17 protein-coding genes are annotated in these 19,697 nt (G+C 76.2%); 8 read left to right on the forward strand and 9 right to left on the reverse strand.

The features are described 5' to 3' along the window. Positions 1-93 precede the first annotated feature (93 nt). On the forward strand, positions 94-927 hold the full coding sequence (locus tag N555_RS28295; protein WP_051683968.1) for a 5'/3'-nucleotidase SurE: 834 nt from the start codon (positions 94-96) through the stop codon (positions 925-927). Here the strand turns inward: N555_RS28295 and N555_RS0111510 are convergent. Both N555_RS0111510 and glgC read right to left on the reverse strand, forming a co-directional pair. Beyond that, entirely contained in the window at positions 924-1,427 is a 504-nt protein-coding gene (locus tag N555_RS0111510) for a 2'-5' RNA ligase family protein (protein ID WP_029431636.1), read from the reverse strand. The two genes, N555_RS28295 and N555_RS0111510, sit on opposite strands and share 4 nt — an antisense overlap. Then, a complete protein-coding gene (glgC, locus tag N555_RS0111515; protein WP_029431637.1) occupies positions 1,427-2,647 on the reverse strand; it encodes a glucose-1-phosphate adenylyltransferase in 1,221 nt (406 codons plus the stop codon). Before glgC ends, N555_RS0111510 begins: the two co-directional genes overlap by 1 nt. Positions 2,648-2,766: 119 nt before the next feature. Between glgC and glgA the strand changes: the two genes are divergently transcribed. The 4 genes from glgA to N555_RS0111535 all read left to right on the forward strand — a co-directional run bounded on the left by glgA (position 2,767) and on the right by N555_RS0111535 (position 7,561). Further along, entirely contained in the window at positions 2,767-3,939 is a 1,173-nt protein-coding gene (glgA, locus tag N555_RS0111520; protein WP_029431638.1) for a glycogen synthase, read from the forward strand. A 182-nt stretch (positions 3,940-4,121) separates the two neighbouring features. After that, positions 4,122-5,045 carry a hypothetical protein gene (locus tag N555_RS0111525; RefSeq protein WP_231502705.1) on the forward strand — a complete coding sequence of 308 codons (924 nt, stop codon included), beginning with the start codon at positions 4,122-4,124 and terminating at the stop codon, positions 5,043-5,045. Positions 5,046-5,067: 22 nt separating this feature from the next. Further along, on the forward strand, positions 5,068-5,811 hold the full coding sequence (locus N555_RS0111530) for an ANTAR domain-containing protein (RefSeq protein ID WP_029431640.1): 744 nt from the start codon (positions 5,068-5,070) through the stop codon (positions 5,809-5,811). Positions 5,812-5,911: 100 nt separating this feature from the next. Further along, positions 5,912-7,561 carry a SpoIIE family protein phosphatase gene (locus N555_RS0111535; protein WP_029431641.1) on the forward strand — a complete coding sequence of 550 codons (1,650 nt, stop codon included), beginning with the start codon at positions 5,912-5,914 and terminating at the stop codon, positions 7,559-7,561. A gap of 1 nt (position 7,562) precedes the next feature. On the opposite strand, the gene N555_RS0111540 is transcribed toward N555_RS0111535, so the two are convergent. Both N555_RS0111540 and N555_RS0111550 read right to left on the reverse strand, forming a co-directional pair. Next, positions 7,563-8,246, reverse strand: a complete 684-nt coding sequence (locus N555_RS0111540) for a DUF6766 family protein (protein ID WP_029431642.1) — start codon at positions 8,244-8,246, stop codon at positions 7,563-7,565. 85 nt (positions 8,247-8,331) lie between these two features. After that, positions 8,332-8,718 (reverse strand): hypothetical protein, encoded by a 387-nt coding sequence (locus N555_RS0111550; protein WP_156036323.1) that lies wholly within the window; start codon positions 8,716-8,718, stop codon positions 8,332-8,334. Between the two features lie 156 nt (positions 8,719-8,874). On the opposite strand from N555_RS0111550, the gene N555_RS0111555 reads away from it, so the two are divergent. Beyond that, positions 8,875-10,377 carry a phytoene desaturase family protein gene (locus N555_RS0111555; protein WP_029431644.1) on the forward strand — a complete coding sequence of 501 codons (1,503 nt, stop codon included), beginning with the start codon at positions 8,875-8,877 and terminating at the stop codon, positions 10,375-10,377. A 29-nt stretch (positions 10,378-10,406) separates the two neighbouring features. Continuing rightward, the gene (locus N555_RS0111560) at positions 10,407-13,604 is read left to right on the forward strand and encodes an AfsR/SARP family transcriptional regulator (RefSeq protein ID WP_029431645.1); all 3,198 of its coding nucleotides are present in this window, start codon (positions 10,407-10,409) and stop codon (positions 13,602-13,604) included. Between the two features lie 23 nt (positions 13,605-13,627). Here the strand turns inward: N555_RS0111560 and N555_RS0111565 are convergent, their stop codons facing one another. Both N555_RS0111565 and N555_RS0111570 read right to left on the reverse strand, forming a co-directional pair. Then, the gene (locus N555_RS0111565) at positions 13,628-14,446 is read right to left on the reverse strand and encodes an ABC transporter permease (protein ID WP_029431646.1); all 819 of its coding nucleotides are present in this window, start codon (positions 14,444-14,446) and stop codon (positions 13,628-13,630) included. Then, positions 14,443-15,399 carry a daunorubicin resistance protein DrrA family ABC transporter ATP-binding protein gene (locus N555_RS0111570; protein ID WP_029431647.1) on the reverse strand — a complete coding sequence of 319 codons (957 nt, stop codon included), beginning with the start codon at positions 15,397-15,399 and terminating at the stop codon, positions 14,443-14,445. Before N555_RS0111570 ends, N555_RS0111565 begins: the two co-directional genes overlap by 4 nt. Positions 15,400-15,510: 111 nt before the next feature. Here N555_RS0111570 and N555_RS0111575 point away from each other — a divergent pair, with 111 nt between their 5' ends. Then, entirely contained in the window at positions 15,511-16,017 is a 507-nt protein-coding gene (locus N555_RS0111575) for a DinB family protein (RefSeq protein ID WP_197028973.1), read from the forward strand. A 6-nt stretch (positions 16,018-16,023) separates the two neighbouring features. On the opposite strand, the gene N555_RS0111580 is transcribed toward N555_RS0111575, so the two are convergent. From N555_RS0111580 to N555_RS0111590, 3 genes are read right to left on the reverse strand one after another with little or no spacing between them, the layout of a single operon-like run. Continuing rightward, positions 16,024-16,653 carry a DUF4232 domain-containing protein gene (locus N555_RS0111580; protein WP_197028974.1) on the reverse strand — a complete coding sequence of 210 codons (630 nt, stop codon included), beginning with the start codon at positions 16,651-16,653 and terminating at the stop codon, positions 16,024-16,026. A gap of 29 nt (positions 16,654-16,682) precedes the next feature. Further along, entirely contained in the window at positions 16,683-18,143 is a 1,461-nt protein-coding gene (locus N555_RS0111585; protein ID WP_029431650.1) for a hypothetical protein, read from the reverse strand. Position 18,144: 1 nt separating this feature from the next. Then, positions 18,145-19,668, reverse strand: a complete 1,524-nt coding sequence (locus tag N555_RS0111590; RefSeq protein WP_034509854.1) for a leucyl aminopeptidase family protein — start codon at positions 19,666-19,668, stop codon at positions 18,145-18,147. Positions 19,669-19,697: the final 29 nt, after the last annotated feature.

Genomic DNA, 19,697 nt, shown 5'->3' on the forward strand with positions numbered 1-19,697 from the left:
CTGGGGGCATGGGTTCGACCGCGCGGGTCTTGGACCTCATCCGACGTGACCCGGAACACTCCAGCGGCCCATCCCAGATCCCGGAGGACCCCTGTGCGCCGTTCCCTCGACATCCGCGCGGCCGCCGCCGCGCTCGCCCTCGCCTCGCTGCTGGCCGCCTGCGGGAGCGACGACGACGGCGGCGACGACGCCCCGGCCGCCGCGGCGACCGAGACCAGCGAGGCGCCTGCGGAGCCGCTGCGCATCCTGTACTCCAACGACGACGGGATCACCAACCCGGCGATCGACGTGCTCCTCGGACGGCTCTCGGCGCTGCCCGACGTCGAGGTCACGCTCGTCGCACCGGCGGACCAGCGCAGCGGCAGCTCCGACACCCGCAGCGAGGGCGTGGTCACCTACCAGGAGGGGGCCACCCCCGCCGGCGTCAGCGGCACGGCCGTCAACGGGTTCCCGGCCGACACCGTGGTGGTGGGTCTCGACGAGCTGGACCTCGATCCCCACCTCGTCGTCTCCGGGATCAACCCCGGACAGAACATCGGGCCGTTCGCCGCCCTCTCGGGCACCGTCGGCGTGGGCCGGACGGCCATCCGCCGCGGGGTGCCCGCCCTCGCGGTGAGCGCGAACCTGCAGCTGGACCAGGAGCAGTTCGAGTTCGCCGCGGAGCTCGCCCTCGACTGGATCGAGGAGAACCGCGACGCCCTGCTGGCCGGCACCGCCCAGGCGGACACGGTGACGAGCATCAACGTCCCCGCCTGCCCGGTGTCGTCCATGGGCGAGCTGCAGGAGACCGTGCTGGCCGAGTCGTTCCCCGAGGGCGCCGACCCGTTCGCCTCGACATGCGACCAGTCGAACCCCGACCCGGTCACCGACTACGACGCGCTGGCCGCCGGCTACCCGTCGATCGAGCAGGTCCCGGCCGACCTCTAGGCCGCGTCGAAGAGGTGCTCGGCCAGCGGCTCCCACGGTCCGCCGAGGTACCGCCACAGGCCCAGCCCCCGGGCGGGCACCGTCTCCGGCACGAACCCGGCGGCGAGCTCGGCGTGCAGCGCCGAGCTCGTCGCGGGGTCGACCTTGTTCTGCACCGTGACGTGCGGGGCGTGCTTCTGCCGGTCCTGCGGGGTCAGCCACGGCGCCCAGCGGTCGGCGAGGCCGGCCCGCAGCTGCGCCAGCTCGGGCGAGGCGAGCGTGTAGGCGACCCCGCGGCCGAGGGAGCGCACCCCGGTGACCGCCACGCCGAAGGCCGGCCGCCCCGCGGCTGCGGCGAGGTCGGCGTCCACCCGCGCCCGCTCGGCCCCCGGCAGGGCGTGGAACAGCGTCACGTGCGCGGCCAGGTGGTTGCGCTCCGGCGGGAAGTGCGTGGCCCGCAGCCGGTCGAACCGCTGCTGCGCCTCGGCGCCCAGCAGCAGCGTGACGACGAGCGGCTCCACTAGAGGAGCGCCCGCGCTCCCTTGCCGAGCACGGTCACGCCGCCCTCGCTGACGTGGTAGCGCCCGCGGTCGGCCGCGAGGTCGACCCCGATCCGCGCCCACGGCGGGACGACGACGTTCTTGTCGAGGATGGCCCGGCGGACGTAGGCGCCCTCACCGATCTGCACGCCGTCCATCAGGACGCTGTCCTCGACCCGGGCACCGCGGTCGATGCGCACGCCCGGGGAGACCACCGAGTGGTGCACCGAGCCGCCGCCGATGATCGCCCCGGCGCTGACCATCGACTCCTCGGCCCGCCCGCCGAGCACGAACTTCGCCGGCGGCAGCTGCGGCGGCAGGGTCCAGATGGGCCAGCGGTCGTTGTAGAGGTTGAACACCGGCGTCACCGACACCAGGTCCATGTGCGCGTCGAAGTAGCTGTCGATGGTCCCGACGTCGCGCCAGTAGCCGTGGTCACGCTCGCTGGCGCCCGGGACGACGTTGGTGGAGAAGTCGTAGACCCACGCCTCGCCGGCCTCGGCGAGCATCGGCATGATCGAGCCGCCCATGTCGTGCACGGAGTGCGGGTCCTCCGCGTCGGTCCGCAGCGCTTCGAGCAGGGCGTCGGTGCTGAACACGTAGTTCCCCATGGAGGCGAAGCTCTCCTCCGGGGAGTCCGGCAGCCCGGGCGGGTCCGCGGGCTTCTCCAGGAACTGCCGCACCCGGCCGTCGGCGCCGGCGTCGATGATCCCGAATCCGCTCGCCTCGCTCCGCGGCACGCGGAGGCCGGCGATCGTGACCGCGGCACCGGTCTGCAGGTGCTGGTCGATCATCTGCTGCGGGTCCATGCGGTACACGTGGTCGGCACCGAAGACCACGACGATGTCGGGCCGGGCGTCGTAGATCAGGTTCAGGCTCTGGAAGATCGCGTCGGCGCTGCCCATGTACCAGCGCGGGCCCAGCCGCTGCTGCGCCGGCACCGGCGTCACGTAGTTGCCCAGCAGCTGCGACATCCGCCAGGTGGTCGTGATGTGCCGGTCGAGGCTGTGGCTCTTGTACTGGGTGAGCACCGCGATCTGCCGGATCTCGCCGTTGACGAGGTTGGAGAGCACGAAGTCGATCAGCCGGTAGTTGCCCCCGAAGGGCACCGCGGGCTTGGCCCGGTCCTGGGTCAGGGGCGCCAGACGCTTGCCCTCACCACCGGCAAGGACGATGCCGAGCACCCGGGGACCGCCACGCATGCGGTCAACGTATCCGCCTCCGCGCGCCGGTAACCCCTCAGCAGCGCCGTTACCGCTCCCACGGGTGACGGAGTGCCCGCCGCCGGGCCGGGGGACGAGGCCCCTCCTAGGCTGTCGGGGTGCGCATCGGCATCGTGACCAGGGAGTGGCCGCCGGACGTCTACGGCGGCGCCGGCGTGCACGTGGAGCACCTCGTGGCGGCGCTGCGCTCCCTCCCGGCCGGGCCCGAGATCGACGTGCACGCCTTCGGCGCGCAGCGGGCGGACGCCGCCGGGTACGCCGTCCCGGCGGGGCTCACCGCGGCCAACGGCGCGCTGCAGGCGCTGGGCACCGACGTCGAGATCGCCGCCGCCCTCGGCGGCACCGACCTGGTGCACACCCACACCTGGTACGCCAACGGCGCGGGGCTGCTCGCCGGCCTGGTGCACGGGGTCCCCCACGTGGTGACCGCCCACTCGCTGGAGCCCCGCCGGCCGTGGAAGGCCGAGCAGCTCGGCGGGGGCTACCGGCTCTCCTCCTGGGTCGAGCGGACCGCCTACCTGTCGGCCGACGCGGTGATCGCGGTCAGCGCCGGCATGCGCGACGACGTGCTGGCCGTCTACCCCGAGCTGGACCCGGCGCGGGTGCACGTCGTCCACAACGGCGTCGACGCCGAGGCCTACCGCCCCGTGCCGGCGCCCGACGTCGTCCGCTCCCTGGGCGTGGACCCCGACCGGCCGTACGCCCTGTTCGTCGGCCGGATCACGCGGCAGAAGGGGCTGACCCACCTGCTGGCCGCCGCCGACCTGCTGCCTCCCGAGGCCGGGCTGGTGCTGTGCGCCGGCGCCCCCGACACCCCGGCCGAGCGCCAGCAGGTCGCCGAGGCCGTCGCCGCGCTGCAGGCCCGCCGGAGCGGCGTCGTCTGGATCGAGTCGATGGTGCCCCGTGAGCAGCTGGTGCCGCTGATCACCGGCGCGACCGTGTTCGTCTGCCCGTCGGTCTACGAGCCGCTCGGCATCGTCAACCTCGAGGCGGCCGCGTGCGGTACCGCCGTCGTGGCCAGCGCGGTCGGCGGCATCCCGGAGGTCGTCGACTCAGGCCGGACCGGGCTGCTGGTCCCCTACGACGCCGCCGATCCCGCGAGCTTCGAGGCCGGGCTGGCCGCGGGCATCGCCGAGCTCCTCGCCGACCCCCGTCGCGCGGCGGCCATGGGCGCCGCCGGGCGCGAGCGGGTGCTGTCGGAGTTCGGCTGGCCCGCGGTCGCCCAGCAGACGGTCGGCGTCTACTCCGCGGTCCTGGACGGGCGGCGCTGAGCGCCCCGGCGCCGCTGCCCCTCCCCGGTGCGGACGCGCTGCCCGACGTCGTCGTCGGCCTGGTCGCCGCACCCGGCCCCGCCACCGAGCTGGCGCTCCGGCTGGCGCCGGAGCTGGCCGCCGAGCTGACCACGCAGCACCCGGAGGTCCGCTGGGACGTCCGCACCGTCGAGGACGGGCTCGTGCAGCCCCCGGCCGACGGCGACGAGATCGTCGCCGCCACCCGCACCCGGCTGCTCGCCGAGGACTGGGACCTCGCCGTGGCGCTGACCGACGTGCCGCTGGAGGTCTCCCGCCGGCCGGTGGTCGGTACGGCCAGCCCGGTGCACGGGGTCGCGCTCCTCTCCCTGCCCGCGCTGGGTGCGGTCGGCCGGCACCGCCGGGCGCTGCAGACCGCCGTCGGCCTGGTCCGGAACCTGCTGGGCACCGGGGACGACGAGATCGACGCCGACGACCGCGCGGCGCTGGGCCGGCGGCTGCGGCAGCTGGCAGCCGATGACGACGACGCCGACGGCATCCGGTTCACCGCGCGGGTGCTCGGCGGCAACGTCCGGCTGCTCGCCGGGATGGTCCGGGCCAACCAGCCCTGGCGGCTGGCGATCCGGCTCTCCCGCGCGCTGACGGCCGCCGTGGCCGCCGGCGTCTTCGCGCTGATCACCAGCGACGTGTGGCGCCTGGCCGACGCCTTCGGCTGGGTGCGGCTGACCACGGTCGCGCTCGGCTCGGTCGTGGCCGTCGTCGTCACGCTGATCGTGGGGGCGCAGATGTGGGAGCGGCCGCGCGGACGGCGGGTGCGCAAGCAGGTGGTGCTGTTCAACGTGGCGACCGCCGCGACGGTCGTCCTCGGTGTGCTGTCGCTGTACGCCGTCCTGTTCGTGCTCGCGCTGGCCGGCGGGCTGCTGCTGGTGGTGCAGCCGCTGTTCGCCGAGGGCCTCGGGCACCCGGCCCACCTGTCGGACTACCTGGAGCTGGCGTGGCTCACCTGCTCGCTGGCCACGGTGGGCGGAGCGCTCGGCGCCGGCCTCGAGTCCGACGACGACGTCCGCGAGGCGGCATACACCCATCGGGCGGCGAGCACCACGGACCGAGGACCCGGTTGGTCCTGACCAGGCCGGGAACCCCTCGGGGATGGGAACCATCGCGGAGCGGTTCGGCTCGGCGCTCGACCGGGCAGCCGACGCCGGCCTGACCGGACCCGAGCTGCTGCCCGTCCGCCTGATGCGCGCCTGCGCGGAGACACTGCCGGTCGACGGGGCGGGGCTGAGCGTCGAGGACGGGTCGGGCCGCCGGCTGCCCCTGGGCGCCAGCTCCGACGACGCCGCGACCGCCGAGCGGCTGCAGTTCACCGTCGGCACCGGCCCCTGCCTGGCCGCCCACACCCACGGCGAGCCGGTGTTCGCGATGACCGACGACCTCCGCCGGCGCTGGCTGCCCTTCGCCGAGCTGCTGCTCGCCCGCACGCCCTACCGCGGCGTCGTCGCGCTGCCGCTGCCGCTCTCGCTGGCCGGCAACGTCGCGATCGACCTCTTCCTCGTCGACGAGACCGACGTCGGGCGGGTGCCGGTGTTCGAGGCCATGTCCGTCGGTGCGCTCGTCACCTCGGCCCTCAGCGAGGCGGCGATCTGGTCGGACTGGGAGCCGGCGTCGGGCCCGCACTGGCTGCGCACCCCGGCCGCGCGGCGCCGCGCCGTCGTGTGGGAGGCGCTGGGACAGCTCAGCGTCGCCCACCGTACGGACACGCGGGGGGCGCTGGACCTGCTGCGGGCCGCCGCGTACGCCGCCGGCCGCTCGGTGGACGACGTGGCCGCCGACGTGCTGTCCGGCCGGGTCGAGGCCACGGCGCTCGAGCTGCCGGAGGAGACCGGTACCTGACCTCCCCGACACGTCGATTTGTCGACACGGAGTGACCGGGCTCCTACCGCGGGTGTGCGACCCTGGAGGAACAGCACAGGGCAACCCCGGGGGAGGGACCATGCCCGAGCGCCTTCCCGGCGCCTCTGCCGTCTCGTTGCTGGCGTCCCTGCCCGACACCGTCGTGGCCGCGGACGCCGAGGGCCGGATCGTCTACGTCAACGCCGCGGTCACCGGCCTGCTCGGCCACGACCCCGCCGACGTGGTCGGCCGGCCGCTGACGGCGATCATGCCCACCCGCTTCCGGTCGGGGCACGGGGCGCACATGACCCGGTTCCTCACCACCGGGCAGGGCGAGCTCGTCGGCAACACCACCCAGCTGCCGGCGCTGCACGCCGACGGCCACGAGGTGGCCATCGACGTGACCCTCGGCCAGGCCGACCTGCCCGAGCTCGGTGCCGCCGTGGTCGCCGTGCTCCGTGACGCCAGCACCACCATCCTGCTGGAACGCCAGCTGCAGGTGAGCCGCTACCTGGCGGCGACGCTGCGGGTGACGACGGCGCTGACCGAGGCCCCCGACGCCGACGTCGCCTTCGAGCGGCTGCTCCCCTCGCTCTGCGCCGAGCTGGACTGGGACTGCGCGATCCTGTGGCAGCCCGACGAGAGCGGGACGCGGCTGACCTACGGCGGCATCTGGGCGGTGCCCGGCGTGGACGTCGCCGCCCTGCACGCCGCGAAGCTGCCGCTGACCTTCGTCCGCGGCCAGGGGCTGCCCGGCCTCACCTGGCGCCGCCAGCAGCCCGTCGCGATCGAGGACCTGCAGACCGCGCCGCCCACCTACGGCGCCACGGCCGCGCGCTCGGCCGGGTTCCGCACCGGCGTGGCGTTCCCGCTGCTGCGCGGCGACACCCTGCTCGGCGTCTGCGAGCTGTTCACCCGGCAGCCGCGACCCGTGCCGCCCGAGCTGCTGGACGTGCTGGGCAACGCCGGCCGTCAGATCGGGCAGTTCCTCGGCCGGCTCCGTGCGGAGTCGGAGATGCGCGAGCTGGCCGACACCCTGCAGCGGAGCCTGCTGCCGGCGACGCTGCCCCCCGTCCCCGGGCTGGAGCTCGCGGCGCGGTACCGGCCCGGCGGCTCGGCGCTGGTCGGTGGCGACACCTACGACGTCGTCCCGTTGCCCGACGGGCGCTGGATGGTCCTGATCGCCGACGTCTGCGGCACCGGCGCCGAGGCGGCGGCGGTCACCGCGCTGACCCGGCACACCGCCCGCGCCGCGGCGGCCGGTTCCGGCGACCCCGCCGAGGTGCTGGCGGCCGTCCACTCCGCCCTGCTGCACGAGCAGGCCGGCGGTCCGCTGCGGTTCGTCACCGCGGCCTGCCTGGTGCTCGACCCGGGACCGGGCAGCGTGCGGGGCCGGCTGAGCATCGCGGGCCACCCCCGGCCGCTGCTGCGCCGGGCGGGGAGCTGGGAGGAGGTCGGCGTCGTGGGCCGGCCGCTCGGCGTGGGCGACGAGACCCGCTTCGCGTGCGTCCCGGTGACGCTGGAACCGGGGGCCTCGCTGGTGCTCTACACCGACGGCGTCACCGAGGCCCGCGACGCCGAGGGCGACCAGCTCGGCGAGGAGGGCCTGGTCCGGTTGCTGACCCGGCCCGGTCCGCACGCCGCCGACTGCATCGCCGAGACCATCGCGGCGGCGGTCGCCGAGCGCGTCTCCGGGTCCCGCCACGAGGCCGACGACCTCGCCGTCCTGGCCCTCTGCGTCCCCGGCTGACTCACCCCGTCTCGCCGGTCTCCGCGTGCGCGACCCCGACCGGCTTGGACTCCGGCGACCCCCGCTGGCGCAGGTACACCGAGAGCACCGCCATCGAGCCCACGGCGAGCATCTCCGACTGCCAGTTCTGGAAGCTGCGGTTCCAGAAGTCGGCCTCCCCCAGGTAGCCCACCCAGCTCACCGGGTCCTCCCGGTCGGCGAGCTGCTCGCTGTTGAACGCGGCCCACCCGGCGACGGAGGACGCCGTCCAGGTCAGCAGGAACAGCCCGCCCATGACGAGGCCGAGCGACCGGGAGAAGAGCGTCGTCCGCCAGCCGCCGGCGCGGACCCAGGCCGGGGAGTCCGCGCGGGCGTGCGCGCCGACCCGCTGCTCCTCGTCGGACTCCATGCCCTCGTCCCCGGGCTCCTTGGACTCCGCCGAGCCACGTTGCACGAGCCAGACGGTGGCGAAGACGTAGAGGAAGAACTGGAGGTACTCCGACTGCCAGTTCTCCATCACGTCGACGCCGAAGGACGACGACGTGACGTAGTCGCCGAACGAGACCGGCTCGAGCCCGTTCGCCACCTGCTCCGCGTTGAAGTCCGCCGTCCCCGAGATCGCCTGGCCGAGGAGGGTGACGAGGAACAGCCCGCCGAAGGCGAGCCCCAGGGCGTTGTCCCGCACGAACCCCCGCGGCGCGGTCATCGGCCCATCAGTCCCAGCAGGGTGACGGACGCGATCCCCAGCAGGATCACCGTCAGGTAGGCGACGTAGAGGCGGCGCACACCCCTCATGACCCCACCTCGCACTCGTAGGGGCCCTCCTCCTGCGGGATGCAGGCCGCGGCGGTGACCCGCCAGCCGGCGGAGGTCTCGGTGAGGAACACCGTGTCGCCGGTGAGCCGCACCTGGGCGTTGCCACCCCACACCGCCACCTCCTGCACCGCACCGCCGCCCAGTGGCAGCCCGGGAAGGGCGTCGGCACACGGCGCCGACTCCTCGGACTCCAGCGCCGTCCGGGCCGCCTCGGCCAGCAGCTCGCACCGCTCCGCCGGGTCCCCGCCGGCATCGGTGAACGCGGTCGCGACGTCGCGCACGTCGGGCTCCTGGGTGCTCGCGCAGCCGCTCAGGACCACCGCGCCGGCCGCGACGGCCGGCACCACCCTCGCTGCGATCACGTCGATCCCCCTCCGGGTACGACGCCGCGGGCTGTGCTCACCCGCGCGACCTGCGGTTACCCGGTCCGCGCCGACGGCCAAACGACCGCCACCCGGCCGGGGGACACCGGCCCGCGGTCCGCCGGCCCCCCGCACCCGCGGCCTACCGTGGCGGCCGTGGCGCGGGTGGCGGTGGTGGGCGCCGGACTGGGCGGCCTGGCCGCGGCGGCCCGCCTGGCGGCGCTCGGCCACGACGTCACGGTGCTCGAGCAGGCGGACACCGTGGGCGGCAAGCTCGGCTGGTACGCCCGCGACGGGCACGCGTTCGACACCGGCCCGAGCCTGGTGACCCTCCCGCAGGTGTACCGCGACCTGTTCGCCGCCACCGGCGGACCGCTGGAGGAGTCGGTCGGGCTGGTCCGGCTGGACCCCGCCGTGGCCTACCGCTTCGCCGACGGCACCTCCCTCGCCCTCCCCGGCGAGCCCGCGGCGATACCGGCCGCCCTCGACGCGGCCCTGGGCGGCGGCGCCGGCGCGCAGTGGGCCGGCCTCATGGCCCGCGCGGAGCGGATGTGGCGGGTCACCGAGCAGCCGTTCCTCCGCTCCCCGCTGGCCGGTGCCGCCACGCTCGCCCGGCTGGCCCGCAGCGGCCACGACGTCGCCACGGTCGCGCCGTGGCGCACGCTCCGCGGGCTCGGCCGGTCGCAGCTGCGCGACCCCGCGCTGCGCACCCTGCTGGACCGGTACGCCACCTACTCCGGCTCCGACCCGCGCCGGGCGCCGGCGGTCCTCGCCACGGTGCCGTACGCCGAGCAGGCCTTCGGCTCCTGGTACGTGCGCGGCGGGCTGCACCGGCTGGCGCAGGCGGTGGCCGAGCGGGCCACCGAGCGCGGCGCCCGGCTGCGCACCGGGACGGCGGTCGAGCGGGTGCTGGTCGAGGGGGGCCGGACCGCCGGTGTCGAGCTCTCCGACGGCGAGGTGGTGCGGGCCGACGTCGTCGTCTCGGCCGCCGACGCCACCGCGCTGTACCGCGACCTGCTGCCGCCGCTGCGGACCACCAGGCGGGTGCGCCGCGACCTCGGCCGGAGCACCCCCTCGCTGTCGGGCTTCGTGCTGCTCCTGGCCCTGCGCGGCCGCACCCCCGGCCTGGCCCACCACACGGTGCTGTTCCCGGACGACTACGACGCCGAGTTCGACGCGGTGTTCGGCGTCGGCCGGCACCGGGGCGCCCCGCGGCCGGTCGAGGACCCGACGGTCTACGTCAGCGCCCCCGACGACCCCGCCACGCGGCCCGACGAGGACAGCGAGTCGTGGTTCGTGCTCGTCAACGCGCCGCGGCACGACCCGGACGGCGGTGTGGACTGGGACCGGCCGGGGCTCGTCGACCGGTACGCCGACCGGGTGCTCGAGGTGCTGGCCACCCGCGGGCTCGACGTGCGCGACCGCGTGCTCTGGCGGGTCGTCCGCACCCCCGCCGACCTGGCGCGGGAGACCCGAAGCGTCGGCGGATCCATCTACGGCACCTCCAGCAACGGTGCCCGCGCGGCGTTCCTCCGCCCGGGCAACCGCGGGCCGGTGCCCGGCCTGTTCCTCGTCGGCGGCTCGGCCCACCCCGGTGGCGGGCTGCCCCTGGTGACGCTCTCGGCGGAGATCGTGGCCGGCCTCGTCGGTCCCGCGTGAGCGGGGGTGCCGGGTGGGAGACTCCCGCCGTGCGGATCGGCTACCTGGGTCCCCTCGAGGTCCGCGACGGCGACCGCGTCGTCCCGGTCCCCGGGGCGCGGCTGCAGCAGCTGCTGTCGACCCTGGCCCTCGACCCGGGCCGCTGGGTGTCGGCCGGGGCACTCGCCGACGCCGTCTGGGGCGACGACCAGCCGACCGATCCGGCGAACAGCCTGCAGTCCCTGGTGTCCCGGCTGCGCCGCACCCTCGGCCGGCCCGAGGTGGTCGAGCAGTCCCCCGCCGGCTACCGCCTCGCCGTCGGCCCCGACGACGTGGACGCCGTCCGCTTCACCCGCCTCGCCGCCGAGGGCCGGCGGCTGCTCGCCGACGGGAACGCACCGGCTGCCGACGCCGTCCTCGCCGAGGCCGCCGGCCTGTGGCGCGGGGAGCCGCTGACCGGGGACGACTCCCCCGAGGCGGCCGGCCGCCGGGCCGCGCTCGCCGACGTCCGGCTGGAGGTCCTGTGCGGGCGGGCCGCGCTCGCCGTGCGCTCCGGGCGGGCCGGTGAGGTGGTGCCCCTGCTGGAGGAGGCGGCCGCCGCCCACCCGCTGCGCGAGGACCTCGCCGCCGTACTCGTCGACGCCCTGACCGCCGCCGGCCGGCCCGCGGAGGCGCTCGCCGCCTACGAGCGGATCCGCGCCACCCTGGCCGACACGCTCGGCACCGACCCCTCCCCCGCGCTGCGCGCCCGGCACGCGGAGCTGCTGCGGGAGGCCGACCGGCCGGCCGCCCCGCCGACCAACCTGCGCGCCGCGGTGACGAGCTTCGTGGGCCGCGAGGACGACGTCCGGACGGTGCTGCACCGCCTGGCGGCCGGCCGCCTGGTCACGGTCGTGGGCGCCGGCGGCTCGGGCAAGACCCGGCTGGCCGGCGAGGTCGCCGCCCGGGTGGCAGCCGGTTCCGCCGTCCCGGTGCCCGACGGGGTCTGGCTGGTCGAGCTGGCACCGGTCACCGAGCCCACCGCGGTCTGGCAGGCGGTGCTGGACGGCCTCGGCGGCCGCGAGATCGCCGTGCCCGACACCGTGCCCGACCACCCGCGCCGCGAGGCCCGAGAGCGGCTGCTGGAGCGGCTGCGACCGGCGACCTGCCTGCTCGTCGTCGACAACTGCGAGCACCTGGTCGACGCCGTGGCCGAGGTCGTCGCCGAGGTGCTCGGCCGCTGCCCCGGCGTCCGGGTGCTCGCGACCAGCCGGGAGCCGCTGGCCATCGAGGGCGAGGCCCTCTCCCCGCTCGGGCCGCTCGGGGTCCCGGCCGAGGGCGCACCGCTGACCGCCGCGGCGGACGCCTCGGCGGTGCGCCTGCTGCTGGACCGGGCGCGCGCCGTCGCTCCCGACGTCGTGCTCGACGACGCCGTGGTGGAGATCGTGCGCCGCCTCGACGGGCTGCCGCTGGCGATCGAGCTGGCGGCCGCCCGGCTGCGGGTGCTGACCCCGGCGGAGGTCGCCGAGCGGCTGGCCGACCGCTTCCGGCTGCTCACCGGAGGACGGCGCACCGCGACCCCGCGCCACCGCACCCTGCGCGCCGTCGTCGAGTGGAGCTGGGACCTGCTCACGCCCCGCGAGCGCGAGGTCGCCGAGCACTTCTCGGTGTTCGCCTCGGGTGCCACGGAGGAGACGGTGGCCGCCGTCGTGCCCGGGGGGAACCCGGCCGGGGACCTGGCCGACGTCCTGCACGCCCTGGTGGACAAGTCGCTGCTGATCGCCGGCCCGACGCCCGACGGCACGCGGTTCCGGATGCTGGAGACGCTGCGCGAGTACGGCGCCGAGCGGCTGGCACAGCAGGGGCTGCTGACCCCGGCCCGCACCGCGCACGCGCACCGGTTCCTCGCCCTCACCCGGCACCACGACGCCCGGCTGCGCGGCGCCGACCAGCTCGACGCCCTCCGGGTGCTCGACACCGAGCACGACGACGTCCTGGCGGCGCTGCGCTTCCTCGGCGAGGCCGGCGACGCCCGCCGGGCCGTCGATCTCGTCGTCGCCCTGGGCTGGTACTGGGTGCTGCGCGAGAGCGGTCAGGAGGCCGCCCGCTGGACGGCGTTCGTGCTGGGCGTGCCGGGGGCGCGGGAGACCCCGACCGGGGTGCTGGCCGAGGCCCTGCAGATGGTGCTGGGCTTCGCCGTCGGCACCGAGGCCGGCGACGCCCGGGCCCAGCAGGACGCGTTCGCCGCGATGGCCGGCCGGCTGAGCGGTGCGGAGTCGGCGCACCCGGCCGCGAAGGTGCTGCGGCCACTGCTGCTGTTGATGAGCGATCAGCGGGCGGCCGCGGACGACGTGCTGCAGCAGATCCTCACCGACCCCGACCCGTGGGTGCGGGCGACCGGCCGGCTGGCCCGTCTGATGTACGCCGAGAACGACGGCGACATGGAGTCCATGCGGCGGGACGGAGACGTCGGCGTGGCCGAGTGGGAGGCCCTGGACGACTCCTGGGGCCTGGCGGCCCTGCTGTCGGCCCGCGGCCAGGTGCGCACGATGGACGGCGACCTGCGGGGTGCGGCGGAGGACCTGGAGCGCGCCCGCGAGCTCATCCGGCGGCTGGGCGGGCAGAGCTCCGACGACCTGCTGGTGACCATGCGGCTGGCCGACCTGCGGCTGCGCGCCGGCGACCTGGACGGGGCCCGGCGGCACCTGGCGGCGATGCGCGCGCAGCAGGGGTTCGGCGCCGGCAACCTGCTGCACCGGCTGCTCGTCGTGGCCATGGAGGGCGCGATCGCGGTCGCCGCGACGGACGACGCCGCGGTCGCCGTCGCCTACGAGTCCCTGGCCGGCGAGCTGGACCGGCTGGAACGCCCGTCGCTGATGAACGCCCACGGCGGGGCGATCGGGCACTCGGCGGCCGCCGCGCTGGCCGTGCGGATCGGCCGGCTCGAGGCGGCCGCGGAGCACCTGCGCGCGGCGTTCCCCCAGGCGCTGCTGACCAGCGACAAGCCGATCATCGCGAACGTGGGCATGTCGGCCGCCCTGCTCGCCCGGGCGAGGGGGCGGTTCCGGGACGCCGCGGTGTTCCACGGCGCCTCGGTCCGGCTGCGGGGCGCCGAGGACCGGACCAGTCTCCCCGTCGCCGAGCTGGTCGCCTCCCTCCGCGCGGCGCTCGGCGACGGGTACGACGCAGCTCTCGCCGAGGGCCTGGGCCTGACCGCCGACGAGGCGATCGCCCGCCTGGACCCGACCGGAGGAGATCCGTCGGCGTGACGCCGACGGATCTCCTCCGGGCCCTAGGCGCGCTTGCGGTAGGCGCGGACGGCCAGCGGCAGGAAGACCGCGAGCAGGCCGGCCATCCAGGCGAGGGTCCAGACCACGTTGTTGCCGACGGGGCCGCCGAGCATCATGCCGCGGACCGCGCTGACCAGGTGGCTGATCGGGTTCACGGTGACGAACGCCTGCAGCCAGCCCGGCATGGTCTCGGTGGAGACGAAGACGTTGCTGCCGAAGGCGAGCGGGAAGATCAGCAGGAACATGATCCCCTGCACCGCACCCGGGGTCCGGACGATCATCCCGATGTAGACCGAGATCCAGCCGAAGCACAGCGCGAAGCCCATGGCGAGGACCAGCGCACCGAGCACCCCGGTCCAGCTCGCCGGGTCGAACCCCATGAGCATGCCGACGCCGACCATGACCGTGAACAGGATCAGGTAGCGGACCAGGTCGGCCATGACGGCGCCGACCAGCGGCGCCGACCGGGCGATGGGCAGCGACCGGAACCGGTCGAAGACGCCCTTCTCGATGTCGGCGTTGAGGTTCTGGCCCAGGGAGACGCTGGCCATCGCGATCGTCTGCCCGAGCAGGCCCGGGAGCAGGAACTGCAGGTAGTCCTCCTGCGAGCCGCCGGCGATCGCGCCGCCGAACACGTAGGTGAACAGCGCCAGGAAGATGATCGGCTGCAGGGTGACGTCGATCAGCGCCTCGGGCGTGCGCCAGGTCTTGATCAGGCTGCGCCGGGCGAGGACGACGGCCTGCCGCCAGAACGAGCTGGTCGTCGGGGTCGTCGTCGCGGCCGGCAGGGGCATCGCCCGCTCGGTCAGGGTCGTGGTCATGCCGCCTCCAGGGGGATCTCGTCGGTGGGCCGGCCGGTGAGGGTCAGGAAGACCTCGTCGAGGCTCGGCAGGTGCAGGGAGAGCTCGCTCACCGGGACGCCGGCCCGCTGCAGCCGGGTGGTGAGCTCGGGCAGCAGCGCGTCGTCGGCCACCCGGCAGGTGAGGTCGCCGCGGTCGCTGACCGCCGGCGCGCCGCCGGTCAGCTCGGTGAGCAGCCGCGCGACGTCGCCGGCACGGGCGGGGTCCACGGGCCGGACGCGCAGCCGCTGGCCGCCGACGTGGTGCTTGAGGCCGTCGGGGGTGTCGTGGGCGATGACCCGGCCGCGGTCGATGACGGTGATGTCGTCGGCGAGGGCGTCGGCCTCCTCCAGGTACTGCGTGGTCAGCAGCACCGTGGCGCCGTCGGCGACCACCCGGCGGACGACGTCCCACATCTCCTCGCGCTTGGCCGGGTCGAGCCCGGTGGTCGGCTCGTCGAGGAAGATCACCGACGGCCGGCCGACGAGGCTGGCCGCGAGGTCCAGCCGCCGGCGCATGCCGCCGCTGTAGGTCTTCGCGGTGCGGGCGGCGGCCTCGGTGAGGTCGAACCACTCGAGCAGCTCGACGGCCCGCGCCCGGGCCTCGCGGGTGCGCAGCCCGAGCAGCTGGCCGATGAGCAGCAGGTTCTGGGTGCCGGTCAGGTCCTCGTCGACCGAGGCGTACTGCCCGGTCAGCCCGATCAGCGAGCGGACGGCGGCCGGGTCGGCCAGCACGTCGCGGCCGGCGATGCGGGCGCTGCCGGAGTCGGGCTGCACCAGGGTGGCCAGCACCCGGACCGCCGTCGTCTTGCCCGCGCCGTTGGGCCCGAGCACACCCAGCACCGTGCCCTCGCGGGCGTGCAGGTCGACACCGGCCAGCGCCTGCGTCGTCCCGAACCGCTTGGTGAGGCCCTCGGCCTCGATCGCCATGGTCATGGTTCCCCTCTCGTCGCCGCCGACGATGCGGGGAGGCGCTGGCACGGGGCGCACACGGCGCTGACACAAGTCGCGTGCGCCGTGTCAGGAGCGGGTGCGAGGGTGGCCGGCGTGCGCATCGATCCCCCCAAGGACGCCTCCGAGACCGTCCAGCTGACCGGCTTCCTCACCTACCAGCGGGACACGATGCTGCTGAAGACCGAGGGGCTCGCCCGCGAGCAGCTGGGCCGGCGGCTGCCGTCGTCGTCCCTCACCCTCGCCGGCCTCGTCCACCACCTGGCGCTGGTCGAGGAGTCGTGGGCGGTCGAGCGCTTCGCCGGTCAGCCGTCGCCCGAGCCGTGGGCGGGGATCGACTGGGAGGCCACCCCCGACTGGGAGTTCGACCGGGCGCTCGACCTCGACCCCGAGGAGCTGCGCGAGCGCTACCGGCTGGCCTGCCGGCGGACCGACGAGGTCGTCGCCGCGACCGGGGACCTCGACGCGCTGTCCGTGCCGCTCCCCGACGGCCAGCGGTTCAGCCTCCGGTGGATGCTGCTGCACCTGCTGGAGGAGACCTCGCGGCACAACGGCCACGCCGACCTGCTGCGTGAAGCGATCGACGGCGCCACCGGGGAGTGACCGGCCTCAGCGCGCCAGCTCGGTCGCCCAGGCGGCGACCGCGATCTCCCCCGTGGTGCCGAGGTCGACCCACATCGGCAGCACCTGGGCGGTGTCGCCGGGCACGGCTGCGACCCGGACCGCCTGCCCCTCCCCGATCTCGCCGTCGGTGACGGTCGCCGACCAGGAGATGCCGGTGACCGCACTCTCCCCCGGCTGCAGCAGGAGCGGCACGGGGCCGGGGTCGATGACCGTGTACGTCGACTCGTGGACCACGGCGACCGGCATCGGCGTCCCCGCGGCATCGAGGACGGCGACGTCGGCGTAGCCGGTGACGTCCCGCGGCTCCGTTCCGCAGTTGGTCACGGTGAGCACGGCGGCGCGGTGGCCGACGGCGGCGTCGACCGGTCCGGCGGTGATCCGCAGGCCGGCCGGCGAGCAGGTGGCCGGCGGCTGGGGCACGGGTGTCCCCGCGGGCGCGGGGGCCGCCTCCTCCGGGCTCGGCGCAGCGGTCGCGGTCGGCGCGGGTGCGATGCCGCCGGCGTCCGACCCGCCGGCGAGGGGACGCAGCGCGAGCAGGACGACCGCGGCCGGCACGACGACCGCGCCGGCGACCAGCGCGGGCAGCAGGCGGCGCGAGCGGGCGGGCGGCGGCACGCCGGCCATCCTCCCGGGGCGGGACGCGGTCAGCCGCGCGCCGCGCCCAGCCCGAGCAGCGCCGCGAGACCCAGCGCGCTGCGCGGGGCGTAGGCGGTGCGCCAGAGCCCGCCGTGCACGGCGGCGTGCGCCTCGTCCTGCCAGGGGTGCTCGTGCCGGGGCCCGCCGCCGGTCTGCAGGTCGTGGACGAGCAGCGCGGCCATGAGCACGTTGGAGGTCGCCGGCTCGAACACCTCGACGCCGAACCGGTGGGCACCGGCGTAGGCCGCCGCCAGCGCCCGGTTCTTGAGCACGGAGCGGGTGCGGGTGGGCGGCGCGACGTTCATCGAGACCGTCGTCCCGGCCGCCCGCGCGGTGGTCGCCCGCCAGCGCTGGAGCCGCTTGGCCAGCGCGTAGTTGGGCCCCTGCTGGGCGACGAGGCTGTCGTTGACCCCGGGTTCGGCACCGGGCACGTAGCCGCGCTGCAGCAGCCGGCCGGCGGTGACCGTGCGCAACGGCCGGACGAGCAGCTTCGCGGGGGTCGACCGGCCGGCGTAGGCGCGCACCGAGTGCTCGACCGCCTCCCGCGGGACGGCGAAGACGTCGGTCGGCGTGGCGAGGAAGGCCAGGGCCAGGTCGGGGTGCTCCCGCTGCAGGCGCAGCGTCAGGGCGTCGACGGCGGTGGAGACGCGCACGTTGTCCGCGCCGTCGGCGTAGACGTAGTTGCCGAGCACCAGGCTCCCCGGCAGGGCTGCAATCCACTCGGCGACCGCGGGCACCTCCCGCACCAGGTCGGCGCCGGCGGCCTCGGCGGGGTCGCCGTCGTCCCGGCCGGCCGGGACGACCAGCGTGCCCGCACCCCGGTCGGCGGTCTCCAGCACCCGCCGCCACAGCGGCGCCCGCGGAAGGTCGACGGCGGCCACCCGGGCGCCCCAGCGGAGCAGCGCGGTCAGCGGCCCCATCTCCGCGCCGGCACCGAGCACGACGATCGTCCGGTCGGGGACGGCGAGCCACTCGGGGTGGGCGGCGACGGCGCGGACCGCCTCGGCCGCGGACGGCTCCAGTGCGCCGGCCGTGACCCAGGCATCGAGCCGGCGGGCCAGGTCGTCGCCCCGGAGCCGCGCGCCGCGGAACGGAAGGGAGAGCTCCCGCTCGGGCTCGGCGGTGCCCCGCACCTCCCGCGTGCCGAGCGTCCGTCCGGCCGGTTCCGCGTCGAGGGAGGCCAGGGGTCGCTCCTCGCCGTCGGCCGCGACGCGCATCCGGTCGTGCAGCGAGGCGAGCCCGGCCGCGGCCAGGGTGCGCGCCGCCGCCGGATCGGCCAGCCCGGCCTCGACCAGCCGGCGGAAGTGCACGAGGTAGCCGCCCCGCCAGTTCGTCTCCTGCTCCGCGGCCCGCGCACCGGGCGGGTCGACCGGCCGCAGCGCGTCGGCGACGACCGCACGGCCGACCGCGGCGGTGCTGCGCCGGCCCTCGAGGTCTGCCGGGAACACGACGCCGTCGTCGTCGGCCATGTCAGTCCTCCACGGTGGGCGTCGGGTCGACCGGCGCACCGGCCTCCAGCCAGCGCAGCAGCAGTCGGGCTCCGTACCCGGTGCCGCCCTTGACCACCTCGGCCTCGTCGGAGCCCGCGCGGGCCGGCCCGGCGATGTCGAGGTGGGCCCACGGCAGCTCCCCGGCGAAGGGCCTCAGGAACAGCGCCGCCGTCGTCGCGCCGGGGTTGCCGGGTGCGTTGTTGGCGTCGGCGACGGTGCTCTCGAGGGTGTCGGCGTACTCCCCGGCCAACGGCATCCGCCACACGCGTTCCCCGGAGTGGCCGGCGGCGGTGGTGAGGGCGTCGGCCAGCCCGTCGCTGGTGGCGTAGAGGCCCGCGGTGCGGGATCCCAGGGCGGACTTCATCGCGCCGGTGAGCGTGGCGACGTCGACCAGCACCGTCGCGCCCAGCTCCAGCCGCGCGTGGGCGAGGGCGTCGGCGAGCACCAGGCGGCCCTCGGCGTCGGTGTTCAGCACCTCGGTGGTCCGGCCGCCGACGTGCCGGACGACGTCCCCGGGCCGGTAGGAGTCGCCGGAGACGGCGTTCTCCGCGGCCGGGACCACCGCGGTCACGGCGACCGGGAGCCCCAGCCGCGCCGCGGCGTCGACGGCGGCGAGGACGGCGGCGCCACCGGCCATGTCGGTCTTCATCTCGCGCATGCCGGCGTTCGTCTTGATGGAGAGACCACCGCTGTCGTAGGTGATGCCCTTGCCGACCAGGACCGGACGGCCGTCGGGCGCCCCGGCCGGCCGGTAGCGCGCGACCACGACCCGGGGCCCTCGCGCCGAGCCGCCGCCCACGGCGAGCACGCCGCCGAAGCCCCCGGCTCGGAGCTCGTCGGGCCCGAGCACGGTGAGCGTGACGGACTCGAGCCCGCCGAGTCGTTCCCGGGCCTGATCAGCGAGCCACTCCGGGCTCTTGGTGTTCGGGGCGGTGTTCACCAGGTCGCGGGCCCAGGCGACGGACTCGCCGGTCACCCGGCCGGCGTGCGCCGCGGCGGCGACGCGGGGGTCCTGCGCGTCGGCGGCCACCACGAGCACCTCGGCGAGGCGCGGCGGGTGCGGCCGGCTGGTGTCCCGGAAGCGGTAGCCGGCGAGGAGCGCGGCCTCGACGGCGGCCCGCACCTCGTCTGCGCCGGCGGGGGCCACCCCGTCGAGCGGGAGCACCAGCCGGCGGGCGCCGAACTCGGCCAGGGTCTGCGCGCGCCGCACCGCGATGGCGACGTAGGAGCGCAGTTCCGGCAGCGTGCCGGAGCCGGTGCCGACCGCGACCACGCTGCGGGGTCGCCGTCCGGGCACCGGCAGGTTGGTGATCTTCCCCGTGGCGCCGGTGTTCCCGGTGTCGCGCAGCGCGCCGGCGAGCAGATCCGCGGGCACCGGCGCCGCCCGCGCGGGGTCCGGGTCCGTGAGCCAGCCGGGGAGCGTGCCGCCGGCACCCACCGGCACGGCGAGGACGTCGTCCTCACCGAGCACCGGCAGCGCGGCCAGCAGCTCGACCCCCGGCAACGGCGCGGCCCCGGCCGCCGGCGTGATGC

Source organism: Blastococcus sp. URHD0036 (assembly GCF_000701365.1).
GTDB lineage: Bacteria > Actinomycetota > Actinomycetes > Mycobacteriales > Geodermatophilaceae > Trujillonella.

Coding starts and splice junctions, on each gene's coding strand:
- N555_RS0111570 (WP_029431647.1), bottom strand. CDS start 15,399: ATGACCATGGCGATCGAGGCCGAGGGCCTCACCAAGCGGTTCGGGACG.
- N555_RS0111540 (WP_029431642.1), bottom strand. CDS start 8,246: ATGACCGCGCCGCGGGGGTTCGTGCGGGACAACGCCCTGGGGCTCGCC.
- glgC (WP_029431637.1), bottom strand. CDS start 2,647: ATGCGTGGCGGTCCCCGGGTGCTCGGCATCGTCCTTGCCGGTGGTGAG.
- N555_RS0111565 (WP_029431646.1), bottom strand. CDS start 14,446: ATGACCACGACCCTGACCGAGCGGGCGATGCCCCTGCCGGCCGCGACG.
- N555_RS0111535 (WP_029431641.1), top strand. CDS start 5,912: ATGCCCGAGCGCCTTCCCGGCGCCTCTGCCGTCTCGTTGCTGGCGTCC.
- N555_RS0111530 (WP_029431640.1), top strand. CDS start 5,068: ATGGGAACCATCGCGGAGCGGTTCGGCTCGGCGCTCGACCGGGCAGCC.
- N555_RS0111585 (WP_029431650.1), bottom strand. CDS start 18,143: ATGGCCGACGACGACGGCGTCGTGTTCCCGGCAGACCTCGAGGGCCGG.